A 19,124-nucleotide genomic window follows, 5' to 3' on the forward strand; every position below is an offset into this window, starting at 1 on the left:
CGCGGCCCCGGAGAACCCGCCGGGGCCGCTTTTTTTCGGCGGTCGCGCGACCCTTGTCCTAGATGTCCGGACCGCCCTGTCTTCCCAGCTCAGAGGTGTGTCCCATATAACAGGAGCACTGTCTTTCACACCAGGACGGTGTGACGGAGGCAACAGTGCCCCCTTGTCGCCACCCCACCTCAGTTGCATAATTCAGGACCACTGTCCCGCAAAGCGGGACATGGCCGAGGAGGAGGGTTCGGATGGGGCTCCACCCGAGAGGGCCGGGCACGCGCCGGCCGTGGCGGTCCGCCGTGACGGCGGCGACGTTGATGACGCTGATCGCGGGGGCCGCGGCCGGCTGCGGCTCCGACACCGGCGACAAGGCCGCCGCCACCCAGGCGGCGGGCGCCGCCAAGGACCGGCTGGCCGCCACCCCGGCGCTGGCCGAGCTGGTCGCCGCCGCCAAGAAGGAGGGCGCGCTCGACCTCAACTGGGGCTTCGACGGGCGCGACACCGGCAAGGTCCTGACCGACACCTTCAAGCGGGCGTACGGGCTGGACATCAAGATCACGCTGACGCCCAACCAGAACCAGCCGGGCAACGCCGCCAAGCTGGCGCAGGAGTACAAGGCCAAGTCGCCCGCCTCCACCGACGCCTACCTCGGCAGCCCCGAGCTCGTCCTCGGCCTCGGCCCGAAGCGCGACGACGTGCTGGCGAAGGTCGACTGGACCGCGTTCGCGCCGTGGACCAAGGGCCTGGCGAACAACGACGGCAGCGCGCTGACCTTCGTCGACCTCATCCCCGGCTTCACCTACAACACCACCCAGCTCGCCCAGAACGCGGTGCCCGCCACCGCGCAGGACGTGCTCAAGGTGGGCAAGCCCGTCGCCAGCACCCCCTACGCGGCGCAGTTCAACGTGCTCGGGACCAAGGAGGGCATGGGCGCCGACGGGCTGCGCGCCTACCTCAAGGGCTTCAAGGCGGCCGGCTTCCTCGGCTGCGGCGAGCTGAACCGGATCGCCTCCGGCGAGTTCGCCGCGATGTGGATCTCCTGCGGCAAGAACATCGCCGACGTCTTCGCCGCGCAGGGCGCGCCGCTGAAGACCGCGGTGCTGAAGGACGCGGCGATCACCTCCACCCGCTACGCCGCCGTCCCCAAGAACGCCCGGCACCCGAACGCCGCCAAGCTCTGGGTGAGCTGGCTGCTGACGCCCGAGGCGCAGAAGATCGTCTTCGAACACGACTTCGCCGACAACCACCGCGTCGCCGGCAGCCGGACGGCCGGGCAGCTCGCCGAGTACGAGAAGCAGGGGGTGAAGTTCACCCGCGTCGACTACGAGTTCACCCTCGCCCACCCCGAGCTCTACAACCCCAAGTTCAAGGGTGAGCTGGTCTCCCTGCTGACGAACAAATGACGCAGCTCACCACCGGTCCCGGCGGCGGCTCCGCCGGGACCGCGCCGCCCCGCCCGCCGCGACCGCCGGACGAGGGGGGCCGGCCCCGGCGGCGGCCCTCCGCGCTGGCCGTCCCGACCGCCCTGATCACCGTGCCCGCCCTCTGCGTCGCCGGGCTGCTCGCGCTGGTGGTCGTCCTCGGCTTCCGCGCCCACGGCTCGCCCGACGGCGCGTTCACCCTGGCCAACCACCGGGCGCTGTTCGGCGACGCCCAGGTGTGGGAGGTCGTGCGCAACACCCTGGTCTACGTCGCGGTGACCCTGGCCGTGGCGCTGTTCCTCGGCACCGCGATCGCGCTGCTGGTGGAGCGCACCGACTTCGGCTGGGAGCGCACCGTCGGCACGGTGATGGTGCTGCGCATCCTCATCCCCGGCTTCTTCACCGCGATGGGGTGGATCTTCCTGTTCCACCCGCGCATCGGCGCGGTCAACCAGTGGCTGATGGAGGGGTTCGGGCTGGCCGAGGCCCCGGTCGACATCGTGTCGCTGGCCGGCATGGGCCTCGTCGAGGGCCTCGCGCTGTCGGCGCTGGTCTTCACGATGGTCTCCAGCGGGCTGCGCACGCTCGACGGGTCGCTGGAAGAGGCGGCGCGGGCGTCGGGCGCCGGGCCGTGGACGGTGCTGCGGCGGGTCACGCTGCCGCTGATCCGCCCCAGCCTGCTCGGCGCCGGGCTGTTCGCCGGCACGATCGCGATCTCCTCGCTGGACATCCCGCTGATCATGGGGCTGTCCAACCGGATCTATGTGTTCAGCAGCTACCTGTACGTGGCGGCCAACCCCTCGGCCGGGCAGCCCGAGTACGGCGTGCCGGCCGCGTTCAGCGGCGTGATGATCCTGCTCGGGCTGGCGTTCAGCCTGTGGTACCAGCGCACGCTGCGGGCGGGCCGCAAGTACCAGGTCGTGGCGGGCAAGGGCCACCGCCCGGCCCGCGTCCGGCTCGGCCGGTGGCGCTGGGCGGCCTGGCTGCTGGTCGGCGGCTACTTCCTCTGGTCGACCCTGCTGCCGATGCTCATGGTCGTGTGGATCTCGCTGCTGCCGTTCGTGCAGAAGCCGTCGGCCAAGGCGCTGGAGGTGGTGTCGCTCGACAACTACCGGCACCTGGACTGGGCGTTCGTCGGGCGCGGGCTGCGCACGTCGGCCGAGCTCATGGTGCTGGCGCCGACGCTCGCGGTGCTGATGAGCCTGGCGTTCGCGTTCGTCGTCGTCCGCTCGCGGGGCCGGCACCGGTTCGTCTACGACCTGGTCGCGTTCCTGCCGCAGGCGGTGCCGAGCACCGTCTTCGCGTTCGGCGCGATGATCGCCGCGCTGTACTGGACCCGAGGCTGGTACGGGCTGTACGGCACGCTGACGCTGCTGGTCGTGGTGACCGCGCTGATCCAGCTGGCGTTCGGCACCCGCATGTTCAACGCCGGGCTGCTGCAGATCCACACCGAGCTGGAGGAGGCCGCGGCGATGTCGGGCGCGCGGTCCTGGACCGCCGTCCGCCGGATCACGCTGCCGCTGCTGCGCCCGGTGCTGACCTACACCTGGCTGTGGCTGGCGCTGCTCAGCCTGCGCGACCTCACCGTGCCGACGCTGGTCGGCGGCCAGGACACCCTGACGCTCTCGGTGGCGTCGTGGACGCTGTTCAGCACCGGCCAGGTGGGCGCGTCCTCCGCGCTCACCCTGCTGATGATCGGCTGCATGACCCCGATCGTGGTGCTGTTCCTCCTGCTCACGCGCAAGAACGAAGGGAAGGCGATCTCATGACGGGCACGCCGCTGGCGGTCGAAGGGCTGCGCAAGGGGTTCGCCGACCGCGGCGCCACCGTCCAGGCCGTCGACGACGTCGGCTTCCAGGTCCGGGAGGGGGAGGTCTACACGCTGCTCGGGCCGTCGGGCTGCGGCAAGACCTCCACGCTGCGCGCCGTGGCCGGGCTGGAGCGGCCGGACGGGGGCCGGATCGTCATCGACGGCACGGTGGTGACCGAGGCGGGCCGGTTCGTGCCGCCCGAGCGGCGCGACATCGGCATGGTGTTCCAGAGCTACGGCATCTGGCCGCACATGAGCGTCTTCGACAACGCCGCGTTCCCGCTCCGGGTGAGCCGCCCCAAGGTGGCGAAGAAGGAGATCGCGCGGCGGGTCGAGAGCGCGCTCGCGGCCGTCCACCTCGCGGGGTACGAGAGCCGGATGGCGACGCGGCTGTCGGGCGGGCAGCAGCAGCGGCTGGCGCTCGCCCGCGCGCTGGTCCGGCGGCCGAAGCTGCTGCTGCTGGACGAGCCGCTGTCGAACCTGGACGCCAAGCTGCGCCAGGCGATGCGCGCCGAGCTGGCCTCGCTGCAGCAGGAGCTCGGCATCACGACGCTGTTCGTGACGCACGACCAGGACGAGGCGCTCAGCATGTCCGGCCGGATCGCGGTGATGCAGGCCGGCCGGATCGCCCAGGAGGGCACGCCGCGCGAGATCTACCAGCGGCCGGGGACGCGGTTCGTGGCCGACTTCGTCGGTACGACGAACTTCCTGGAGGGCACGCGGGCGGCGGGCGGGCGGGTCGAGACGCCGGTGGGCGCCCTCGATGTCGCGTCCGGCGCGGACGGCGGCAAGACGGGCGAGCAGGTCCTGCTGGCCGTGCGCCCCGAAGCGGTGCGGCTGCACCTGTCCGAGCCGGCCGGCACGCCGAACGTGATCACGGGCGAGGTCGAGCGGGTGATGTTCGTGGGCGAGTGCGTGGACTGCCACGTCCGCGTGGGAGAGACGGTCTGGGTGACGCGCCAGGACCCCGGGCTCACCGCCGCCTCCGGGGACACGGTGTGGCTGGAGCTGCCCGCCGACCGGATCTCGGTCATCGGCTCGCCGTGAACGCCGAAGGCGCGGTGCCCGCGGGCACCGCGCCTTCGGTTCCTGCTCAGCGGCCTCTGCTCACCGGCCCGCTCACTGAACGGGCTGGTAGGCCGGCCCGCCGTCGGCGAGCAGCCGGTCGGCCTCGGCGTAGATCTGCTCGGCGGGCAGCCCGAAGTCGATGCTCTTGCGGAACGGCTGCCGCACGTCGCGGTCCAGGCGCAGGTAGACCTCGTTGCGGTTGCCCTCGGGGTCGAAGAAGTAGATCCCGAAGGCGTTGCCGTGGGTGACCTCCTGCTGCACCTCGACGCCCTCCTCCTGGAACGTGCGGTGGAAGGCCCGGATGTCCTCCAGCGTCTCCACCCGCCACGAGATCTGGTGCTGCTGCTTGGCGCCGGGCTCGGCGGTCCGGCCGGTCTGGAGCACGAACTCGTGGTGCTCCTCGTCCGGCCGGGAGCTGAAGAACACGATGCCGAGCTCGGCGTCCTCGTCGGTGACGGTCAGGCCGAGCACCCGCTCGTAGAAGTCCCGCATCAGGGGGAGGTCGTAGACCCAGAGTCCGGTGTGCCCCAGTTCGGCGATGGCCATGTGCCGCTCCTTGTCCTGAATTTCAGGAGTGAGATCCTGATTTCTGAAACGAGGCTAACGCATTGACCCGCACCCCCTCTAGGCCTAACCTGTTTCGAAATACAGGATGGCTGCTCTGAAAATCAGGACAGCACGACGACGGGAGCCGGGATGCGGTTGGTCGCCTATCTGGACGGGGACGGAGCCGAGGCGGTCGGCCGGGTCGACGGCACGCGCGTCCACCGGCTGCGCGGAGTGGACCGGATCGACCGGCACCTCTCCCCCGGCGCCCTCGCGGGGGCGGCGGCGGAGGAGAGCGTGCCGCTGGACGGGCTGACGCTGCTGCCGGTCGCGCGCCCCGAGAAGGTCTTCTGCGTCGGCCTCAACTACCGCTCGCACATCGAGGAGACCGGCCGGGAGCTGCCGACCTACCCGGTGCTGTTCCCCAAGTTCGCCTCCAGCCTGATCGGCCACGGCGCCCCCATCGCGCTCCCGCCCGAGTCGGCGCAGGTCGACTACGAGGCCGAGTTGGCCGTGGTGATCGGCACGCCGGGCCGCCGGATCCCGCGGGAGAAGGCGCTCGACCACGTCCTCGGGTACACCATCTGCAACGACGTGACCATGCGCGACTTCCAGTACCTGACCCACCAGTGGATGCAGGGCAAGGCCTGGGACGGCGCCACCCCGCTCGGCCCGGTGCTGGTGACCGCCGACGAGCTCGACCCCGGCGCGCTCGACATCGCGCTGCGGCTGAACGGCCGGCAGCTGCAGTCGGCCACCACCGACCGGCTCATCTTCGACGTGCCCGAGCTGATCCGGGTGGTCTCGCAGTTCACCCGGCTGGAGACCGGCGACGTGATCTTGACCGGCACCCCCGGCGGCGTCGGCTACCGGCGCGACCCGCAGGTGTTCCTGGCCGACGGCGACATCGTCGAGGTGGAGATCAGCGGCATCGGCACGCTGCGCAACACCGTGCGCGCCGAGGCGTGAGAGGGAGGGGAGGCGACATGCGAGCGGTGGACGTCCGGATCCTGTGTCCGGGCCAGAACTGGATGAACATCGGCAGTCTGCTGGCCAACGGCATGGGCGGCTACGGCAGCCCGCTGCCGGACGGCTCGACGATCGCGGCCGTCACCGGCACGCCGCCCGCCGCGCTCGGCATGGACGGGCCCCGGCTGGTGGCCGAGGGCCGCTACCAGTTCGGCGTCACCACGCCGAACTGGGCCCTGGCGATGGCGTGCGCGGGCAAGGGGCCCTACCCCGAGCCGCTGCCGCTGAAGGCGGTCGCCGCCTTCGCGCACGACGACCGGCTCGCGCTCGCCGTCCGGGCCGAGACCGGGATCACCGGCCTGGCCGACATCCCGGCGGGCCGGATCCCGCTGAAGATCTCGATGCCGACGCGCGAGATGGGGCATCCGGCGCGCTGGGTGATGGACGAGATCCTGGCCTGCCACGGCTTCACCCAGGAGGACCTGGAGGGCTGGGGCGGCCGGGTGCTGCGCGACCGGCCGCGCTCGCAGAACTCCCCCGACGCGGTGCCCGCCGACCCCGCCTTCGACGCCGTCTTCGACGAGGCGATCATGACGGTGCGCTGGCAGAAGCTCACCACGCAGTACGACCTGCGGTTCCTGCCGCTGGACGAGCACGTCATGGCGCACTGCACCGCGCTGGGCATGCCCGCCGGGGTGCTGGAGAAGGGCCGGCTGCGGGGGCTGGACCGCGACGTCCCGACCATCGACTTCTCCGGCTGGATCCTCTACTGCGCCGACGACCTGCCCGACGAGCTGGCCTACCTGGCCGTCCGGGCCATCGACGAGCAGAAGGACGCCATCTCCGCCCGCTTCACCGGGCCCACCCGCGCGATGACCGCCCCGGTCGACATGCGCGAGATCTGCCGCGGCCTGCCCGTGCCCCTGCATCCCGGGGCCGAGGCGTACTACCGCGAGAAGGGTTATCTCTCCCCCGCCGCTCTCACCGAGGAGAACTGACATGGGCACCGTGCACGAGCATTTCGAGTCCTTCCCCTTCGACGCGCCGCCGCGGGTGTTCGAGCGCCGGGAGGAGCTGCTGCTGGCCGAGCCGCTGATGCCGCCCGACGGCCGCAAGCGCTGGCGCGACCACCCCGAGATCCAGGTCGTGCACTTCCCGCCGGACTACGTGCACCAGCCGTTCGCCCACCCGCGCGGCGTCTACGAGAGCGACTTCATGCGGCTCGAATGGCAGACGATGAACAACCGGCAGCCGTTCTACCACCGCAACTGCGACGTGGACGAGATGTCCTACCAGGTCACCGGGGTAAGGTCGCTGATGACCGACCTCGGCAGCGTCGACCTGGTGCCCGGCGACTTCTCCCGCCTGCCGGTCGGCGTCGCGCACGACAACTTCGGCCGCGAGGACATCCACATCCTGTTCTACGTGCCGGCGCCGGTCGCCGAGGCGCACCCGCACTACCGCACCTCCGAGTTCGTCGTCCCGCCGTTCGAGGGCTGGGAGCCGGTCGTCACCAACGAACTGATCACCGAGTGCCTCGCCGGGCCCGGCCACGACGTGGTGATGGCCCCGATCGACGAGCTGACCCTGCTGGAGCACGCCAAGTCCGAGTCCGAGCGGCTGCGCATCGCCAAGCCGGCCGACACCCCCGGCACCACCTGGCTCTACACCTCCTCCCACGTGTTCATCGGGCGCACGTTCGCCGAGGCGTCCGACGGCCGCGTCTACCGCCGCATCCGCAACGCCGACGAGGTCCAGTACCAGATCAGCGGGCGGCGCACGCTGGTCACCCAGCGCGGCACGGTGACGCTGGAGCCCGGCGACTTCGTGCGGATCCCGGTGGGGATCGCGTTCACCGGCATCCACCACGAGCCGAGCGCGCACCTCACGGTCGTGTCGGCGCGGGAGCTGCCGCAGGTCGCCGAGACGACCAGGACGGCCGAGCGGCTGCCGGCCGCCGAGATCGAGCGGCTGCGATGACGCCGATGCTGGCGGCGCGGGCGCACGAGCGGACCGGCCCGCTCCGGCTGGAGCGGATCGCCGTGCCCGAGCCGGGACCGCACGACGTCCTGGTCGAGGTGAAGGCGGCGGGCCTGGCGCCGAGCCTGCCCAAGCTGCTGGCCCGCGGCGCGTTCCGGCACCTGCCCGCCGTGCCCGGCCACGAGATCGCCGGGACGGTGGTGCGGGCCGGGGCCGAGGTGGACGCCGCGCTCGCCGGCGCGCGGGTGCGGGTGCACGCCGTCCTGGCGTGCCGGACCTGCCGGTTCTGCCGGAGCGACCGCGAGCAGATGTGCCCGTCGGCCGCGATGATCGGCCACGGCGCGCACGGGAACGGCCCGATGCCGCTGTACGAGCGCTACCACGACGGCGGGCTCGCCGAGTACGTGCGGGTGCCGTCGTGGCTGGTGGACGTGCTGCCCGCGGGCGTCGGGTTCGACGTCGGCGCCAAGGTCCACGACCTCGGCAACGCGGTCCGGGCGCTGAAGTGCGCGGCGCTCCCGCCCGGCGGCACACTCGTGATCACGGCGGCGACCGGGACGATGGGCACCGCGGCGGTGCGGCTGGCGCCGTTCTTCGGCGCGGGCCGGCTCGTCCTCGTCGGCCGCTCGGCCGAGCGGCTGGACCCGGTGCGCGCGCTCAGCTCGCTGCCCGCCGAGACCGTCGCGCTGGACGAACTCGGCGCCGGCTGGGAGAGCGGGCACGGTCTGACCGCGCGGCTGCGCGAACTCGCCCCCGAAGGCGCCGACGCGGTGCTGGACTTCCTACCGCAGGGCGCCGGCACCGCCCAGGCCACCGCGGCCCTCGCCACCGGCGGGACGCTCGTGCACATGGGCGGCAACAGGTCCCCGTTCCCCTACTCCGCCCGCGACCTCCAGCACCGCTGCTGGCGCGTCGTCGGCACCCGGGGCTGCACCCGCACCGACACCGCCGCCGCGCTGGACCTGCTCGGGTCGGGCGCGCTGCGCGCCGACGACCTGATCACCCACCGGTACGCCCTCGCCGACGTCAACGACGCGCTGGCCGCCATGGACCGGCGCGCCGAGCCGATCTGGATGGCGGTGGTGCGGCCGTGACGCCCGCGCAGGCCCGCGCGACGGCGGCCGAGGCGAACCGCGCCCTGGCCGCGGCCGGCCAGTCCGACCTGGTGTGGGGCCACGCGGCGGTCCGCGACCCCGCCGGGCGCGGGATCTGGATCAAGGCGCCGGGCTGGGGCTTCGAGGAGATCGGCGCGGAGCGGGTGCAGCTCGTCTCCTTCGACGCCGAGGTCGTCGAAGGCGAGGGCGCTCCGCACAAGGAGTGTCACATCCACCTGGAGATCCTGCGGCGCCGGCCGGAGCTGCACTGCTCGGTCCACACCCACGCCGAGGCGGCGGTGGCGTTCGCCGCGCTCGGCGTCCCGCTCCTGCCGATCTCGCACGACGGCGCCCTGTTCGGCGGCGCGGACGTGCCGCGGTTCACCGCGACCGGCGGCCTGGTGCGGACGCCGGAGCTCGGCGCGGCGCTGGCGGACACGCTCGGCGGCGCGCCCGCCGCGCTGATGCCGAAGCACGGGCTCGTCGCGGCGGGACCGAGCGCGCAGGCCGCGGTGATGCACGCCGTCCTGCTCGACCGCGCCTGCCGGGTGCAGCTGGCGGCGATGGCGGCCGGGCCCGTGCGGGTGTGGTCGGACGCCGCCGAGGCCGCGGCCAAGCGGGCCGAGTGCTGGCCCGCGGCACAGCTGGACGCGGGGTGGGAGTACCTCGCCCGCAAGGGCGCGAAAGGACAACTGACATGAACCTCCCCGTCCTCATCGTGGGCGCCGGCCCCGTCGGGCTGACCATGGCGAACCTGCTCGCCGCCCGGGGCGTGCCGGTCGTGCTGGCCGAGCGCAACGCCGCCACCAGCGACGAGGCCAAGGCGATCAGCCTGGACGACGAGTCGCTGCGCACCCTGCAGGCGGCCGGCCTGGCCGAGGCCGTGCTCGGCATCGTCGTCCCGGGCACCGGCACCCGCTACTACGACCGCAAGGGCCGGCCGCTGTTCCACGCCCGCGGCCCCGAGCCCTACCGGCTCGGCTACACCTTCAAGAACCAGTTCGCCCAGCCCGAGCTGGAGCGCCTGCTGCTGCAGGCGCTGAAGGACCGCGACGGGGCGGACGTGCGGTTCGCGACCGAGCTGGTCGCGGTCAGCGACGCCGCCGACGGCGCCGTCGCCCACCTGCGCGCCGGCGACGGCGTCACCGACCTGCCGGTGAGCTGGGTGCTCGGCTGCGACGGCGGCCGCAGCACGATCCGCGAGCTGCGGCGCATCGGCATGACCGGCACCAGCCACCGCGACGTCTGGCTCGTCGCCGACACCCTCGGCGACGAGCACGACGAGCGCTACGGCATGCACCTCGGCCGCCCCGAGCGGCCCACCGTGATCGTGCCCGGCCGGGACGGGCGCTGCCGCTACGAGTTCCGGCTCCGGCCCGGCGAGGGCGACAGCGGCGCCCGGCCCGACTTCGCCACGATCGAGCGGCTGGTCTCCCCCTACCGCGCCATCACCCCCGACCAGGTCGAGCGCTGCACCAACTACACCTTCAACGCGGTGGTCGCCGACCGCTGGCGCGACGGCCGCTGCTTCCTGCTCGGCGACGCGGCGCACATGATGCCGCCGTTCGCCGGGCAGGGCCTCAACTCGGGCGTCCGCGACGCCGCCAACCTGGCCTGGAAACTGGCCGAGGTGTGGCACGGCCGCGCCGCCGAGAGCCTGCTCGACACCTACGAGGCCGAGCGCCGCCCGCACGCCGCCGCCATGGTCGAGTTCTCCGAGCGGCTCGGCCGGGTCGTCATGACCGTCGACCCGATGCGCGGACGGCTCCGCGACACCGCCGTGCGGGCCCTGCTCCTCACCCCGTGGGGACGGCGCTACCTGTGCGAGATGCGCTTCCGCCCGCGCGCGGTGCACACCGCGGGCCTGGTCGTCCGCACCGGTCAGGGGGACGAGCGGCTCGTCGGCACCCAACTCCCCCAGCCGCGCGTGCTGGTGCCGCCGAGCCTGCGCCCGCGCCTGCTCGACGACGTGCTCGGCACCGGCCTGGCGCTGCTCGGCGTCGACGTCGGCGCCGCCGCCTGGGACCGCGCCGCGGCGGCGCTCCCGCCGGTCACCCGGGTCGAGGTCCGCCTCGGCGAGCGCCTGCCCCGGCCGCGCGGCGAACGGCAGGCCGTCGCCGACGCCGACGGCCGCCTCGAGGCCGCCCTGGCCGGCGCCCGGGGCCGGTTCGTCCTGGTCAAACCCGACCGCTACATCGCCGCGGTCTTCCCGCCGGACCAGGCCGCGCGCGTCGGCGCCGCCCTGGCCCGCCACATCACCGTGTCGCCCGAGAGGACCCCATGACCACCACACCCGCCCCGCGCCCGCCCGAACCGGCGATCGCCCGGTCGCTCACGCTGCACCTGCGCGGCGACTGGGGCATGGCCAACCTGCACCGCGTCTGCGGCTGGATCTCCCAGGAGCTCACCGACCGCTGCGGACCGCACACCAAGATCGCCGTCTGGAACGGCCGCGGCTTCACCGACGCCGTGCGCGCGGTCGGGCACGGCGAGGTGCACGTCGCGCTGACGACGCCCGCCGCGTTCGCCGCCGCCGCGCTGGACGGGCGCGGGATCCACCACGGCGAGGCCTTCCCCGAACTGCGCGCCCTCGGCGTCGTGCCGCAACGCGACCGGCTCGTCGTCGGGGTGCGGCGCGCGCTCGGCATCACCTCGTTCGCCGAACTGCGCGCCGCGAAGCCCGCCCTCACCGTGGCCACCTCGGTCAACGACGGGGTGAACCACGTCGGCCTCGCCGCGCACGAGCTGCTGGAACGCTCCGGCGTGGACGTGCGCGGCTGGGGCGGCACGTTCCTGGAGGACGAGCGGCCGTTCGAGTCGTTCGACCACGTGCTGGCGGGCCGCGCGGACACGGTCGTGCACGAGGCCGTCATGCTGCCGCACTGGCAGGAGTTCGGCGGCGACATGCACTTCCTGGAAGTGGAGCAGGACGTCCTCGACGGGCTGCGGGCCGACCACGCCTGGCCGTCCGCGGTGATCGAGGAGGGCTACTTCCCCGGCTGCCCGCGCTTTCAGACCCTGGACTTCTCCGACTTCCTGGTGCTGACGCGCTCGGACCTGCCCGAGGACGTCGCCTACGCCATCGCCTGGGTCCTCGGCGAGACCCGCGACCTGCTCGAACGCCAGTACCGGCACATCCCGCCCGAGCGCAGCCCGGTCACCTACCCGCTCGACCCGGTGGCGATGGGCCGCGCCCCGATCCCGCTGCACCCGGGCGCCGCCCGCTACTACGACGCGCTGCCCACGGACTAGAGGAGGACGACATGCAGGACTGGATCACCGTGGAGACCGCCGACGGGCCGATGCGGGTGTACGCGGCCCGGCCCGCCGCGCCCACCGGACGGGCCGTGGTCGTGCTCCAGGAGGCGTTCGGCGTCAACGAGCACATCCAGGACATCGCCCGCCGGTTCGCCGAGCACGGTCTCCTGGCGCTCGCGCCCGACCTGTTCCACCGCAACGGCGTGGGCACGCTCGCCTACGACCAGCACGCCGAGGCGATGCCGCTGATCGGCGCCATCGGGCCGGACGCGATCGTCACCGACGTGCGCGCCGTCCTGGACCACCTGGCCCAGGAAGAGGGCGTCGCGGCGGGCCGCACCGCCGTCGTCGGCTTCTGCTTCGGCGGGCGCGCCGCGTTCACCGCCGCCACCGCGATCCCGGGGCTCGCCGGCACGGTCGTGTTCTACGGGCCGGGCATCGCCGCCGGGCCGCACGCCGTCCTGGACCGCGCCGCGTCGATCGACGCGCCGATGCTGCTGCACGTCGGCGCCGACGACCCGACCATCCCGGCCGAGCAGGTCGCCGCGATCGAGGAGACGCTGGGGAAGGCGGGCGTGGACTTCGAGCAGCACGTCTACGCCGACGCCGGGCACGCGTTCGCATGCGACGCCCGCCCGCACATGTACCGGCCCGGCCCTGCCACCGAGGCCTGGGACCGCACTCACGCCTTCCTCCAGCAGCGCCTGGGAGACTCCGCCGCATGAACCTCATGCTCGCCGCACAGGCGCTCAAGGGTTCCACCGCGCTGCACCTGACCAAGGTCCCGGTACCCGAGCCGGGCCCGCGCGACGTGCTGGTCAAGGTGGCCGCGGCCGGGCTCGCCCCGGGGATGATGAAACTGCTGGAGCTGGGCGCGTTCAAGCACCTGCCCACCACGCTCGGCCACGAGGCGGCCGGGACCGTCGCCGCCGTCGGCGCCGGCGTCACCGGGTTCGCCGAGGGCGACCGGGTACGGCTCCACCCCAACCTCACCTGCCGGAACTGCGTCCCCTGCCGGACCGACCGCGAGATGATGTGCGCCCAGCAGGCGATGGTCGGGCACGCCTCCTTCGGCGACGCGCCGACGCCGCTGTACGACGCCTACCACGACGGCGGGCTGGCCGAGTACGTGCGCGTCCCGCACTGGCTGCTCGACCCGCTGCCGGACCGGGTCGGCTTCGACGTGGGCGCCAAGGTCCACGACCTGGCCAACGCCGTGCGGGCGCTCAAGTGCGCCGACCTCCCGCTCGGCGCGACCCTGGTCGTCACCGCGGCGACCGGCACGATGGGCACCGCCGCCGTCAAGCTCGCACCGTTCTTCGGGGTCGCCCGGCTCGTCCTGGTCGGCCGCAGCGCCGAACGCCTGGCCGCCGTCCGGCGGCTCGCGGGCGGCCTGCCCACCGAGACGGTCGCGCTGGGGGAGCTGCCGGACGGCTGGGCCGCCGCGCAGGGCCTCACCCGGCGGCTGCGGGAGATCGCGCCCGAGGGCGTCCACGCCGTCCTCGACTTCGTCCCGGACGGCCCGGTGATGGCGCAGGCGGCCGCGGCGATGGCCACCGGCGGCACATTGGTGCACATGGGCGGCAACCCGGGCCCGCTGCCCATCCCCGCCCGCATCTGGATGAGCAGATGCTGGCGGTTCGTGGGCACCCGCGCGTGCACTCGCACGGATGCGCAGGAGGTGCTGGACCTGCTCGGCCGGGGCGTCCTGGACGCCGATGAGCTGATCACCCACCGGTTCCCGCTGGCGCAGGCCGAACGCGCCGTCGCCGCCATGCGGGACCGCAGCGAGCCGATCTGGATGGCGGTCGTGAACCCCTAGCCGCGCAGCCGCGCGCGGACGTCCATCAGGGCGAAGCCGAGCAGGTTCAGGCCGCGCCAGCGGGCGGCCTGCCCGGCCCGCTCGTCGTCGGCGGCGAGCCCGATGCCCCAGATCCGGTCCATCGGGCTCGCCTCGACCAGCACCCGCTCCCCGGTGCCGAGCAGGTACGCGCCGAGCTCGGGATGCTGCCCGAACTTGGCGAGGTTGCCCTGCACGACGATCTCGCTCCGGTGCGCGTTCCACGTCTCCTGGTCGAACCCGCGCACCTGGCCGCCGAGGTCCTTGGCCTGCTTGGGGTGCGCCGCCTCCAGGATGCGCCGCTCCATCTCAGCGTCCCCGAACAGCCGCGCCTTGCCGGCCATCATGTAGTGCTCGGCGGTCGCGTAGGTGGTGCCGTCCACGGTGAACGGCGCCCCGTCCCACCACTGGCTGAGGCACCCGGCGCCGACCCCGGACGCCCCGGGCCGATGCCCCCAGAAGAACAGGAACCTGATCCGTTCTCCGCGCGCCTGCGCCTGCACCACACCGGCCACATCCCGAATATCCGCCATCCCCGGATCGTCCCAAAGCCCCGCCAGACCCGCGACCCATTAGCCCCGCCGCCGAAGCGAGCGAAGGAGCAGGCAGCCGCCTTAGCCGCGGCTGCTCCAATGGAGTAGGCGGGTCACGTGGCGGCGGGTCAGGCCGGCGCGAAGCGGCGGCCGTCCGCGTGGCGCAGGATCGGCGCCCACTTGTACATCTGCGGGATCTGGAGCGGCGTGCAGCGCGGGTCGTCGGGGCGGGGCTCGTAGGCGGTGAACTCGACGACGGGCAGTTCGGGCAGGCCGAGGAGCGGGGCGATGTACGCGTTGGCGTGGTGCTCCCAGGTGGTCGCCCAGATCAGTTCGTAGGCGGCCGACAGTTCGCGCAGCCATGCGGCGTGGGTGTCGGGAATGCGAAGAGTGAGGGAACCGACGGTGTGGGCGGTGAAGCGGCCCGCGGGGTCTTCGGGGTTGAGGACGCCGTCGACGTCCAGGTAGAGGAGCGGTTCGGCGGCCGGGCGGGTGCCCGGCCGCGGCACGCCGCCGATGCCCCAGGTCATGGGAGGACGGTACCGGGGCGCGAAAGTTCGATCTTGCCGGGCGGGCCGGGCGGGCGAACCGGTACGTTTCATCCGGGAACCGAAAGATCGAAGGTGAACGGGTGACGACGGTCATCGACGGGCCGGGCTGGTCGGCGCGGGGGCTGGACCTTGGGGTGGGCCGGTATCCGCTGGCCGTCGAGGGGCCGGTGTTCCAGGCCGCCGCCCATCTGGTGCCGGGCGTCACCTCGGGGACGCGCCACATCCGCTACTACGCCCTCTACGCGGCGCTCGCCGCGCACGCGGCGCGGGAGGGGCTGGACGACGGCGGATGCCGGCGTCTGGTGCGGCGGTGCGAGATCGTCCTCGGCGCGGTGTCCCTGCTGCACGACGGCGAACCGCTGCACGGGGCGGACCGGGTGGAGCCGTGGCTGGGCGACGAGCTCGACGTCGCCGGCGCCGCCACCGAAGGCGGGCGCTCCTACTCGGCCGACAATTGGGGCTACTGGTCCGTATACGGGCGGCCGAGCGTGCTCCTCGGGACGGTGGCCGTCCGGGACGGCGCGCTGCGGCCCGGCCGGCACGCCTGCCCGCCCTCGGTGCGGGAGCTGTTCGCACCGCTGATCGAGGCCGCCGCCCACGACCGGCTCCCCTGGGACCGGCTGGAGGCCCTGCGGGCGCTCGCCTTGCAGGACGGGGACGCCCCCGAGGCCGCCTGGCTGAGCGGGCTCTTCACCGCCGTGCGGGCCGGCCGCCACGATCCCGCCGAGTGGGAGCCCGACGACGTCCGCCGCCGGGCCACGCTGCGCGTCATCGGCAGGTCGGTCCTGCTGCACCGGCAGGGGTGGGACGAGGCCGTCGAGTCCGCGGTGGCCTTCGGCGACCAGGCGGTGACCGACCCGGTGCTGCGCACCATCCCCGAGGTCGCCGGGTGGCGCGGCGCGCTGCTGCGCCGCTACTCGGCCGAGGCGTGGCGGCGGCTCTGGGCCGCGCTGGTCCGGCAGATCGGCCCCGAGGGCAGCACCGGGCAGCAGCTGCGCGACTGGCTGGCCGCGAGCATGCCCGCGGGCAGCACGCGGGCGTTCATGGACGGGCTGCCGCCGACCATGCGCGGCGGGCACCCGAACCCGATCGAGCGGATCGTCCTCGGCGGCGGCGACCCGGCGGACCCGCTGCTGAACGTCGGGCTGCTGCTCGTCGGCGGGCGGCGGGCCGGGGAACTGGAGGGCGACGCGCGCACCGCGTTCGTCGGCCCGAACGACTTCCTCAACCCCCGCTGGGTGGCGCTGCGCACCGAGGAGTTCCAGGACCGGCCGGTGCGCGACCTCGCCGCCCGCCTCGCCGACGACATGCTGGAGCAGGCGCGCCGGGTCGCGCTCAGCCGGGTGCGGGTCGGCCCGCTCGGGCAGCTGAAGGTCTCCGCCAAGGTGCACCGGCGCGGCGGCCTCTACTACAAGACCGGCGACGAGGGCGAGGGCCTGCTTGGGATGCGCCTCTGGCAGCTCGGCCGGCTCGGGACCCAGCTCGGCCTGTTCCAGCCGGACGCGCCGGTGACGCCGCTCGGCCTGATGCTCCTGGGAGTGGACTCGTGATCGCCTCGCCGCTGACCCTGCTGAAGGAGTGGCGGGACCGCGCCGACGAGGCCGGCCTGCACGAGCTGCTCCTGCTCGGCCGCGCCGTGGACCTGCCGTTCCTGGAGAAGACGGCGGTGCCGATGGCCCGCGCGCTCGGCGCCCGCGTGACGGTGATCGGCGACGCCGCGCACACCGCCTACGCCCCCGTCGACGTGCGGCAGGCCGGCCGCGGCTACGTCCACGCGCTGGCCGGGGACCTGCGGCCGCGGCTCGCCCTGCTGGCCGGGGAGGACGACGTCGTCGCCGCGATCGGCTCCGGCGACCCCACCCTGGACGGCTGGGGCCACAACGACGAGCTGTGGACGGTGCTGCGCGGCGACGCCGTCGGGCGACTGGCCCCGTGGCTGCGCCGGCTGCCCGAGACGGTCGCGATGCCCGGTTACGCCGCCGCGCTGCTGGCGGAGATCGCGGACCGGCTGCCCGAGCCCGGCGCCGACGGCGGCGTCCGCGTCCTGCACGACCTGGACGGCGGCCTGCTCGGGCAGGTCCCGGCCGGCCCGGTGGACGAGTTGCGGCTGTACGCGCCGCTCGTCGACCCGTCCGGTGACGCGCTGTTCGACATCATCGGGCACTTCGACCCCGCCCGGGTCGTCCTCGGCCTCCAGCCGGAACTGGGCGAGTATGACGGCGACGCGATCGTGCTGGCGACCGACGGCCGCGCGACCGAGATCCGGCTGCTGGAGGACGAGCGGCCCCGGCACGGCACCCTCCTGGAGTGGTCGGCGGGCGGGCGCCGCCATGCCCTCGTCGGCGGCACGGGCCTCACCGCCGCGCTGCTCGAGCAGGGCGGCGGCGAGCTCGCGGTCCTCGCGCCCGTCGCCTCCTCGCTGCTGCCCGAGGGGACGCCGTACCCGGTGGCGAGCCTGGAGGGGCGCCGCACGGTCCGCCCCGCCGGCCCCCGCCCGGATCCGGCGGCCCTCGGCGCGCTGATCACCGGCGACGGCCTGCAGGTGACGCTCGCCCGCGCCCATGACGAGCCGGTCGCCGTGGCGGGCTCCCCCGACGGCTCGCCCGGTTCCTGGGAGCCGCTCGGCACCGTCCCGGCGGGTGCGCGGGTCCAGGTGTTCGGCACGGCGCACGCCGTCGTCCGGGCCGGTGACGGGCCGGCGGTCTTCACCGTCCAGCCCGGCCGGTTCGCCCGCGGCGACGACGGGGACGGCCCCCGGCTGCGGACCGGCTACACCGAGGACGAGATCTTCACCGACGAGGCCCTGGCCCGCCGTTTCCGCGCCGACCTCGTCCGGCTGGCCCAGCAGCTCGCCGGGCACAAGACCCCCGGCGCCGGCTCGGTCCCGCAGGACCGCTGGAGCGCCTACCTGGACGCCTGCGAGCGCGCGCTCGGCCGCCCCCTGGCCGACGCCCTGTTCGGCCGCCCGAACGTCGCGGCCGGCGGCCACGGCTGGGGCATCGCCCTCGCCCCGCTCACCGACGGCCCCGAGCCCGACGCCGGCGCCGCCGCGGCCAAGGTGCCCGAGCGGACCGGCTGGCAGCGCTGGATCCCCCGCGCCGTCGACGCCGCCCTCGACGCGCCGCTGTTCGTCCGCATGCTGGTCGCGCGCCTGTTCGTGCAGCTCCTCGGCCATGGCGTCTGGGACCTGGACGACGGGTCCTGGCGCCCCCAGTTGGCCCGGCTGACCGAGCGCCTGGCCGAGCCCGGCGAGGACGTGCCGGAGGAGACCGGGCCGCTCGCCGCCGTCCTCACCGCCGTCTGCATGGGCCTGCTGCGCGACGGCGCGGCCGACGACGCGCTGTCCGCCGGCGTGTGGGCCGAGGTGAAGGACGTCGTCGCCACCGCCGACCCCGACCTGGCCGGCGACCTGATCGTTCCACCGCTGCTGCCGCGCGCCCGCGTGCTCACCCGGAGCGAGCTGGAGGAACTGCAGCGCCTCGCCGGCACCGCGGACCCGCTCGCGCACCTGGCCGCCGCGCTGGACGGCACCGGCTGGGAGGTGGAGTTCGAGGACGGCCTCTACACGGTCTCGGGCGGCTTCACCAACCCCGTCCCGGTCGCGGCCCGCGTCGCCACGCTGCTGGACCGCCCGGACGGGGTCGTGCTGGTCCGCGCCGTCGGCGCGGGCGGCCGCTGGGCGTTCATCGCCTGGCGCCGCCCCGACCTGCTGCTGGCCAGCCACCCGGCGGGCAACGCCTGGCGCTTCTACCGGCTGGCCGAGCTCGCCACGCCCGAGTCGCGGCTGGCGGGCGGCGACGGCATCAGCCGCATCGGCATGGTCGGCAACCCGGTCCGGCTGGGCCGGCCGCCGGCGCCGCAGGCGCAGCGGCTGCTGGTGGACGCCGGCACCGATCATCTCGCCCTGATCGCCAGGCTCACCGCGCCTTTGTAAGAAGCATCCGGATAAACCAGCAGATATCGTCAGCTCGCCATTCTGCAGGCCTTTATTGAAGGCTGTCCGCTTCATTTTCCGCGGGTGACCGGCTTTTTGACGGAACACCTCTCGCCGCCCCTGGGA

The 19,124-nt window shown here is 74.0% G+C and carries 17 protein-coding genes; 14 read left to right on the plus strand and 3 right to left on the minus strand.

The window, feature by feature from the left end:
- The first annotated feature begins 311 nt into the window (after nt 1-311).
- From ACRB68_RS23420 to ACRB68_RS23430, 3 genes are read left to right on the plus strand one after another with little or no spacing between them, the layout of a single operon-like run.
- Nucleotides 312-1,397 (plus strand): ABC transporter substrate-binding protein, encoded by a 1,086-nt coding sequence (locus ACRB68_RS23420; protein WP_235959867.1) that lies wholly within the window; start codon nt 312-314, stop codon nt 1,395-1,397.
- Nucleotides 1,394-3,184: an ABC transporter permease gene (locus ACRB68_RS23425; RefSeq protein WP_153535952.1), complete on the plus strand. Its 1,791-nt coding sequence runs from the start codon at nt 1,394-1,396 to the stop codon at nt 3,182-3,184. The genes ACRB68_RS23420 and ACRB68_RS23425 overlap by 4 nt, the downstream gene beginning before the upstream one ends.
- Nucleotides 3,181-4,272 carry an ABC transporter ATP-binding protein gene (locus tag ACRB68_RS23430; protein WP_153535954.1) on the plus strand — a complete coding sequence of 364 codons (1,092 nt, stop codon included), beginning with the start codon at nt 3,181-3,183 and terminating at the stop codon, nt 4,270-4,272. Before ACRB68_RS23425 ends, ACRB68_RS23430 begins: the two co-directional genes overlap by 4 nt.
- A 72-nt stretch (nt 4,273-4,344) precedes the next feature.
- Here the strand turns inward: ACRB68_RS23430 and ACRB68_RS23435 are convergent, their stop codons facing one another.
- Nucleotides 4,345-4,839 (minus strand): VOC family protein, encoded by a 495-nt coding sequence (locus ACRB68_RS23435; RefSeq protein ID WP_153535957.1) that lies wholly within the window; start codon nt 4,837-4,839, stop codon nt 4,345-4,347.
- A 150-nt stretch (nt 4,840-4,989) separates the two neighbouring features.
- Here ACRB68_RS23435 and ACRB68_RS23440 point away from each other — a divergent pair, with 150 nt between their 5' ends.
- Genes ACRB68_RS23440 through ACRB68_RS23480 form a run of 9 tightly spaced genes read left to right on the plus strand, consistent with a single transcriptional unit; the run spans nt 4,990 to nt 13,962 of the window.
- A complete protein-coding gene (locus tag ACRB68_RS23440) occupies nt 4,990-5,808 on the plus strand; it encodes a fumarylacetoacetate hydrolase family protein (protein WP_153535959.1) in 819 nt (272 codons plus the stop codon).
- A gap of 17 nt (nt 5,809-5,825) precedes the next feature.
- Entirely contained in the window at nt 5,826-6,806 is a 981-nt protein-coding gene (locus ACRB68_RS23445) for a TAXI family TRAP transporter solute-binding subunit (RefSeq protein WP_153535961.1), read from the plus strand.
- 1 nt (nt 6,807) lies between these two features.
- Complete coding sequence (locus ACRB68_RS23450) at nt 6,808-7,788, plus strand: cupin domain-containing protein (protein WP_153535963.1); 981 nt, start codon at nt 6,808-6,810, stop codon at nt 7,786-7,788.
- Nucleotides 7,785-8,882 (plus strand): alcohol dehydrogenase catalytic domain-containing protein, encoded by a 1,098-nt coding sequence (locus ACRB68_RS23455; RefSeq protein WP_153535964.1) that lies wholly within the window; start codon nt 7,785-7,787, stop codon nt 8,880-8,882. Before ACRB68_RS23450 ends, ACRB68_RS23455 begins: the two co-directional genes overlap by 4 nt.
- Nucleotides 8,879-9,583 carry a class II aldolase/adducin family protein gene (locus ACRB68_RS23460; protein WP_328594649.1) on the plus strand — a complete coding sequence of 235 codons (705 nt, stop codon included), beginning with the start codon at nt 8,879-8,881 and terminating at the stop codon, nt 9,581-9,583. Before ACRB68_RS23455 ends, ACRB68_RS23460 begins: the two co-directional genes overlap by 4 nt.
- Nucleotides 9,580-11,166, plus strand: coding sequence for a bifunctional 3-(3-hydroxy-phenyl)propionate/3-hydroxycinnamic acid hydroxylase (locus ACRB68_RS23465; RefSeq protein ID WP_153535965.1), 1,587 nt, complete (start codon nt 9,580-9,582; stop codon nt 11,164-11,166). Before ACRB68_RS23460 ends, ACRB68_RS23465 begins: the two co-directional genes overlap by 4 nt.
- The gene (locus ACRB68_RS23470) at nt 11,163-12,134 is read left to right on the plus strand and encodes a TAXI family TRAP transporter solute-binding subunit (RefSeq protein ID WP_153535966.1); all 972 of its coding nucleotides are present in this window, start codon (nt 11,163-11,165) and stop codon (nt 12,132-12,134) included. The genes ACRB68_RS23465 and ACRB68_RS23470 overlap by 4 nt, the downstream gene beginning before the upstream one ends.
- An 11-nt stretch (nt 12,135-12,145) precedes the next feature.
- A complete protein-coding gene (locus ACRB68_RS23475) occupies nt 12,146-12,865 on the plus strand; it encodes a dienelactone hydrolase family protein (RefSeq protein WP_153535967.1) in 720 nt (239 codons plus the stop codon).
- Nucleotides 12,862-13,962, plus strand: coding sequence for an alcohol dehydrogenase catalytic domain-containing protein (locus ACRB68_RS23480; protein ID WP_153535968.1), 1,101 nt, complete (start codon nt 12,862-12,864; stop codon nt 13,960-13,962). Before ACRB68_RS23475 ends, ACRB68_RS23480 begins: the two co-directional genes overlap by 4 nt.
- On the opposite strand, the gene ACRB68_RS23485 is transcribed toward ACRB68_RS23480, so the two are convergent.
- Nucleotides 13,959-14,513, minus strand: coding sequence for an NADAR family protein (locus ACRB68_RS23485; RefSeq protein ID WP_153535969.1), 555 nt, complete (start codon nt 14,511-14,513; stop codon nt 13,959-13,961). The two genes, ACRB68_RS23480 and ACRB68_RS23485, sit on opposite strands and share 4 nt — an antisense overlap.
- A gap of 128 nt (nt 14,514-14,641) precedes the next feature.
- On the minus strand, nt 14,642-15,043 hold the full coding sequence (locus ACRB68_RS23490) for an HAD domain-containing protein (protein WP_153535970.1): 402 nt from the start codon (nt 15,041-15,043) through the stop codon (nt 14,642-14,644).
- Between the two features lie 101 nt (nt 15,044-15,144).
- On the opposite strand from ACRB68_RS23490, the gene ACRB68_RS23495 reads away from it, so the two are divergent.
- Together ACRB68_RS23495 and ACRB68_RS23500 are read left to right on the plus strand one after the other, a co-directional pair.
- Entirely contained in the window at nt 15,145-16,614 is a 1,470-nt protein-coding gene (locus ACRB68_RS23495; protein ID WP_153535971.1) for a hypothetical protein, read from the plus strand.
- Nucleotides 16,611-18,998 (plus strand): hypothetical protein, encoded by a 2,388-nt coding sequence (locus tag ACRB68_RS23500; protein WP_153535972.1) that lies wholly within the window; start codon nt 16,611-16,613, stop codon nt 18,996-18,998. The genes ACRB68_RS23495 and ACRB68_RS23500 overlap by 4 nt, the downstream gene beginning before the upstream one ends.
- Nucleotides 18,999-19,124 lie beyond the last annotated feature (126 nt).

The organism is Actinomadura macrotermitis, assembly GCF_009604375.1.
GTDB lineage: Bacteria > Actinomycetota > Actinomycetes > Streptosporangiales > Streptosporangiaceae > Spirillospora > Spirillospora macrotermitis.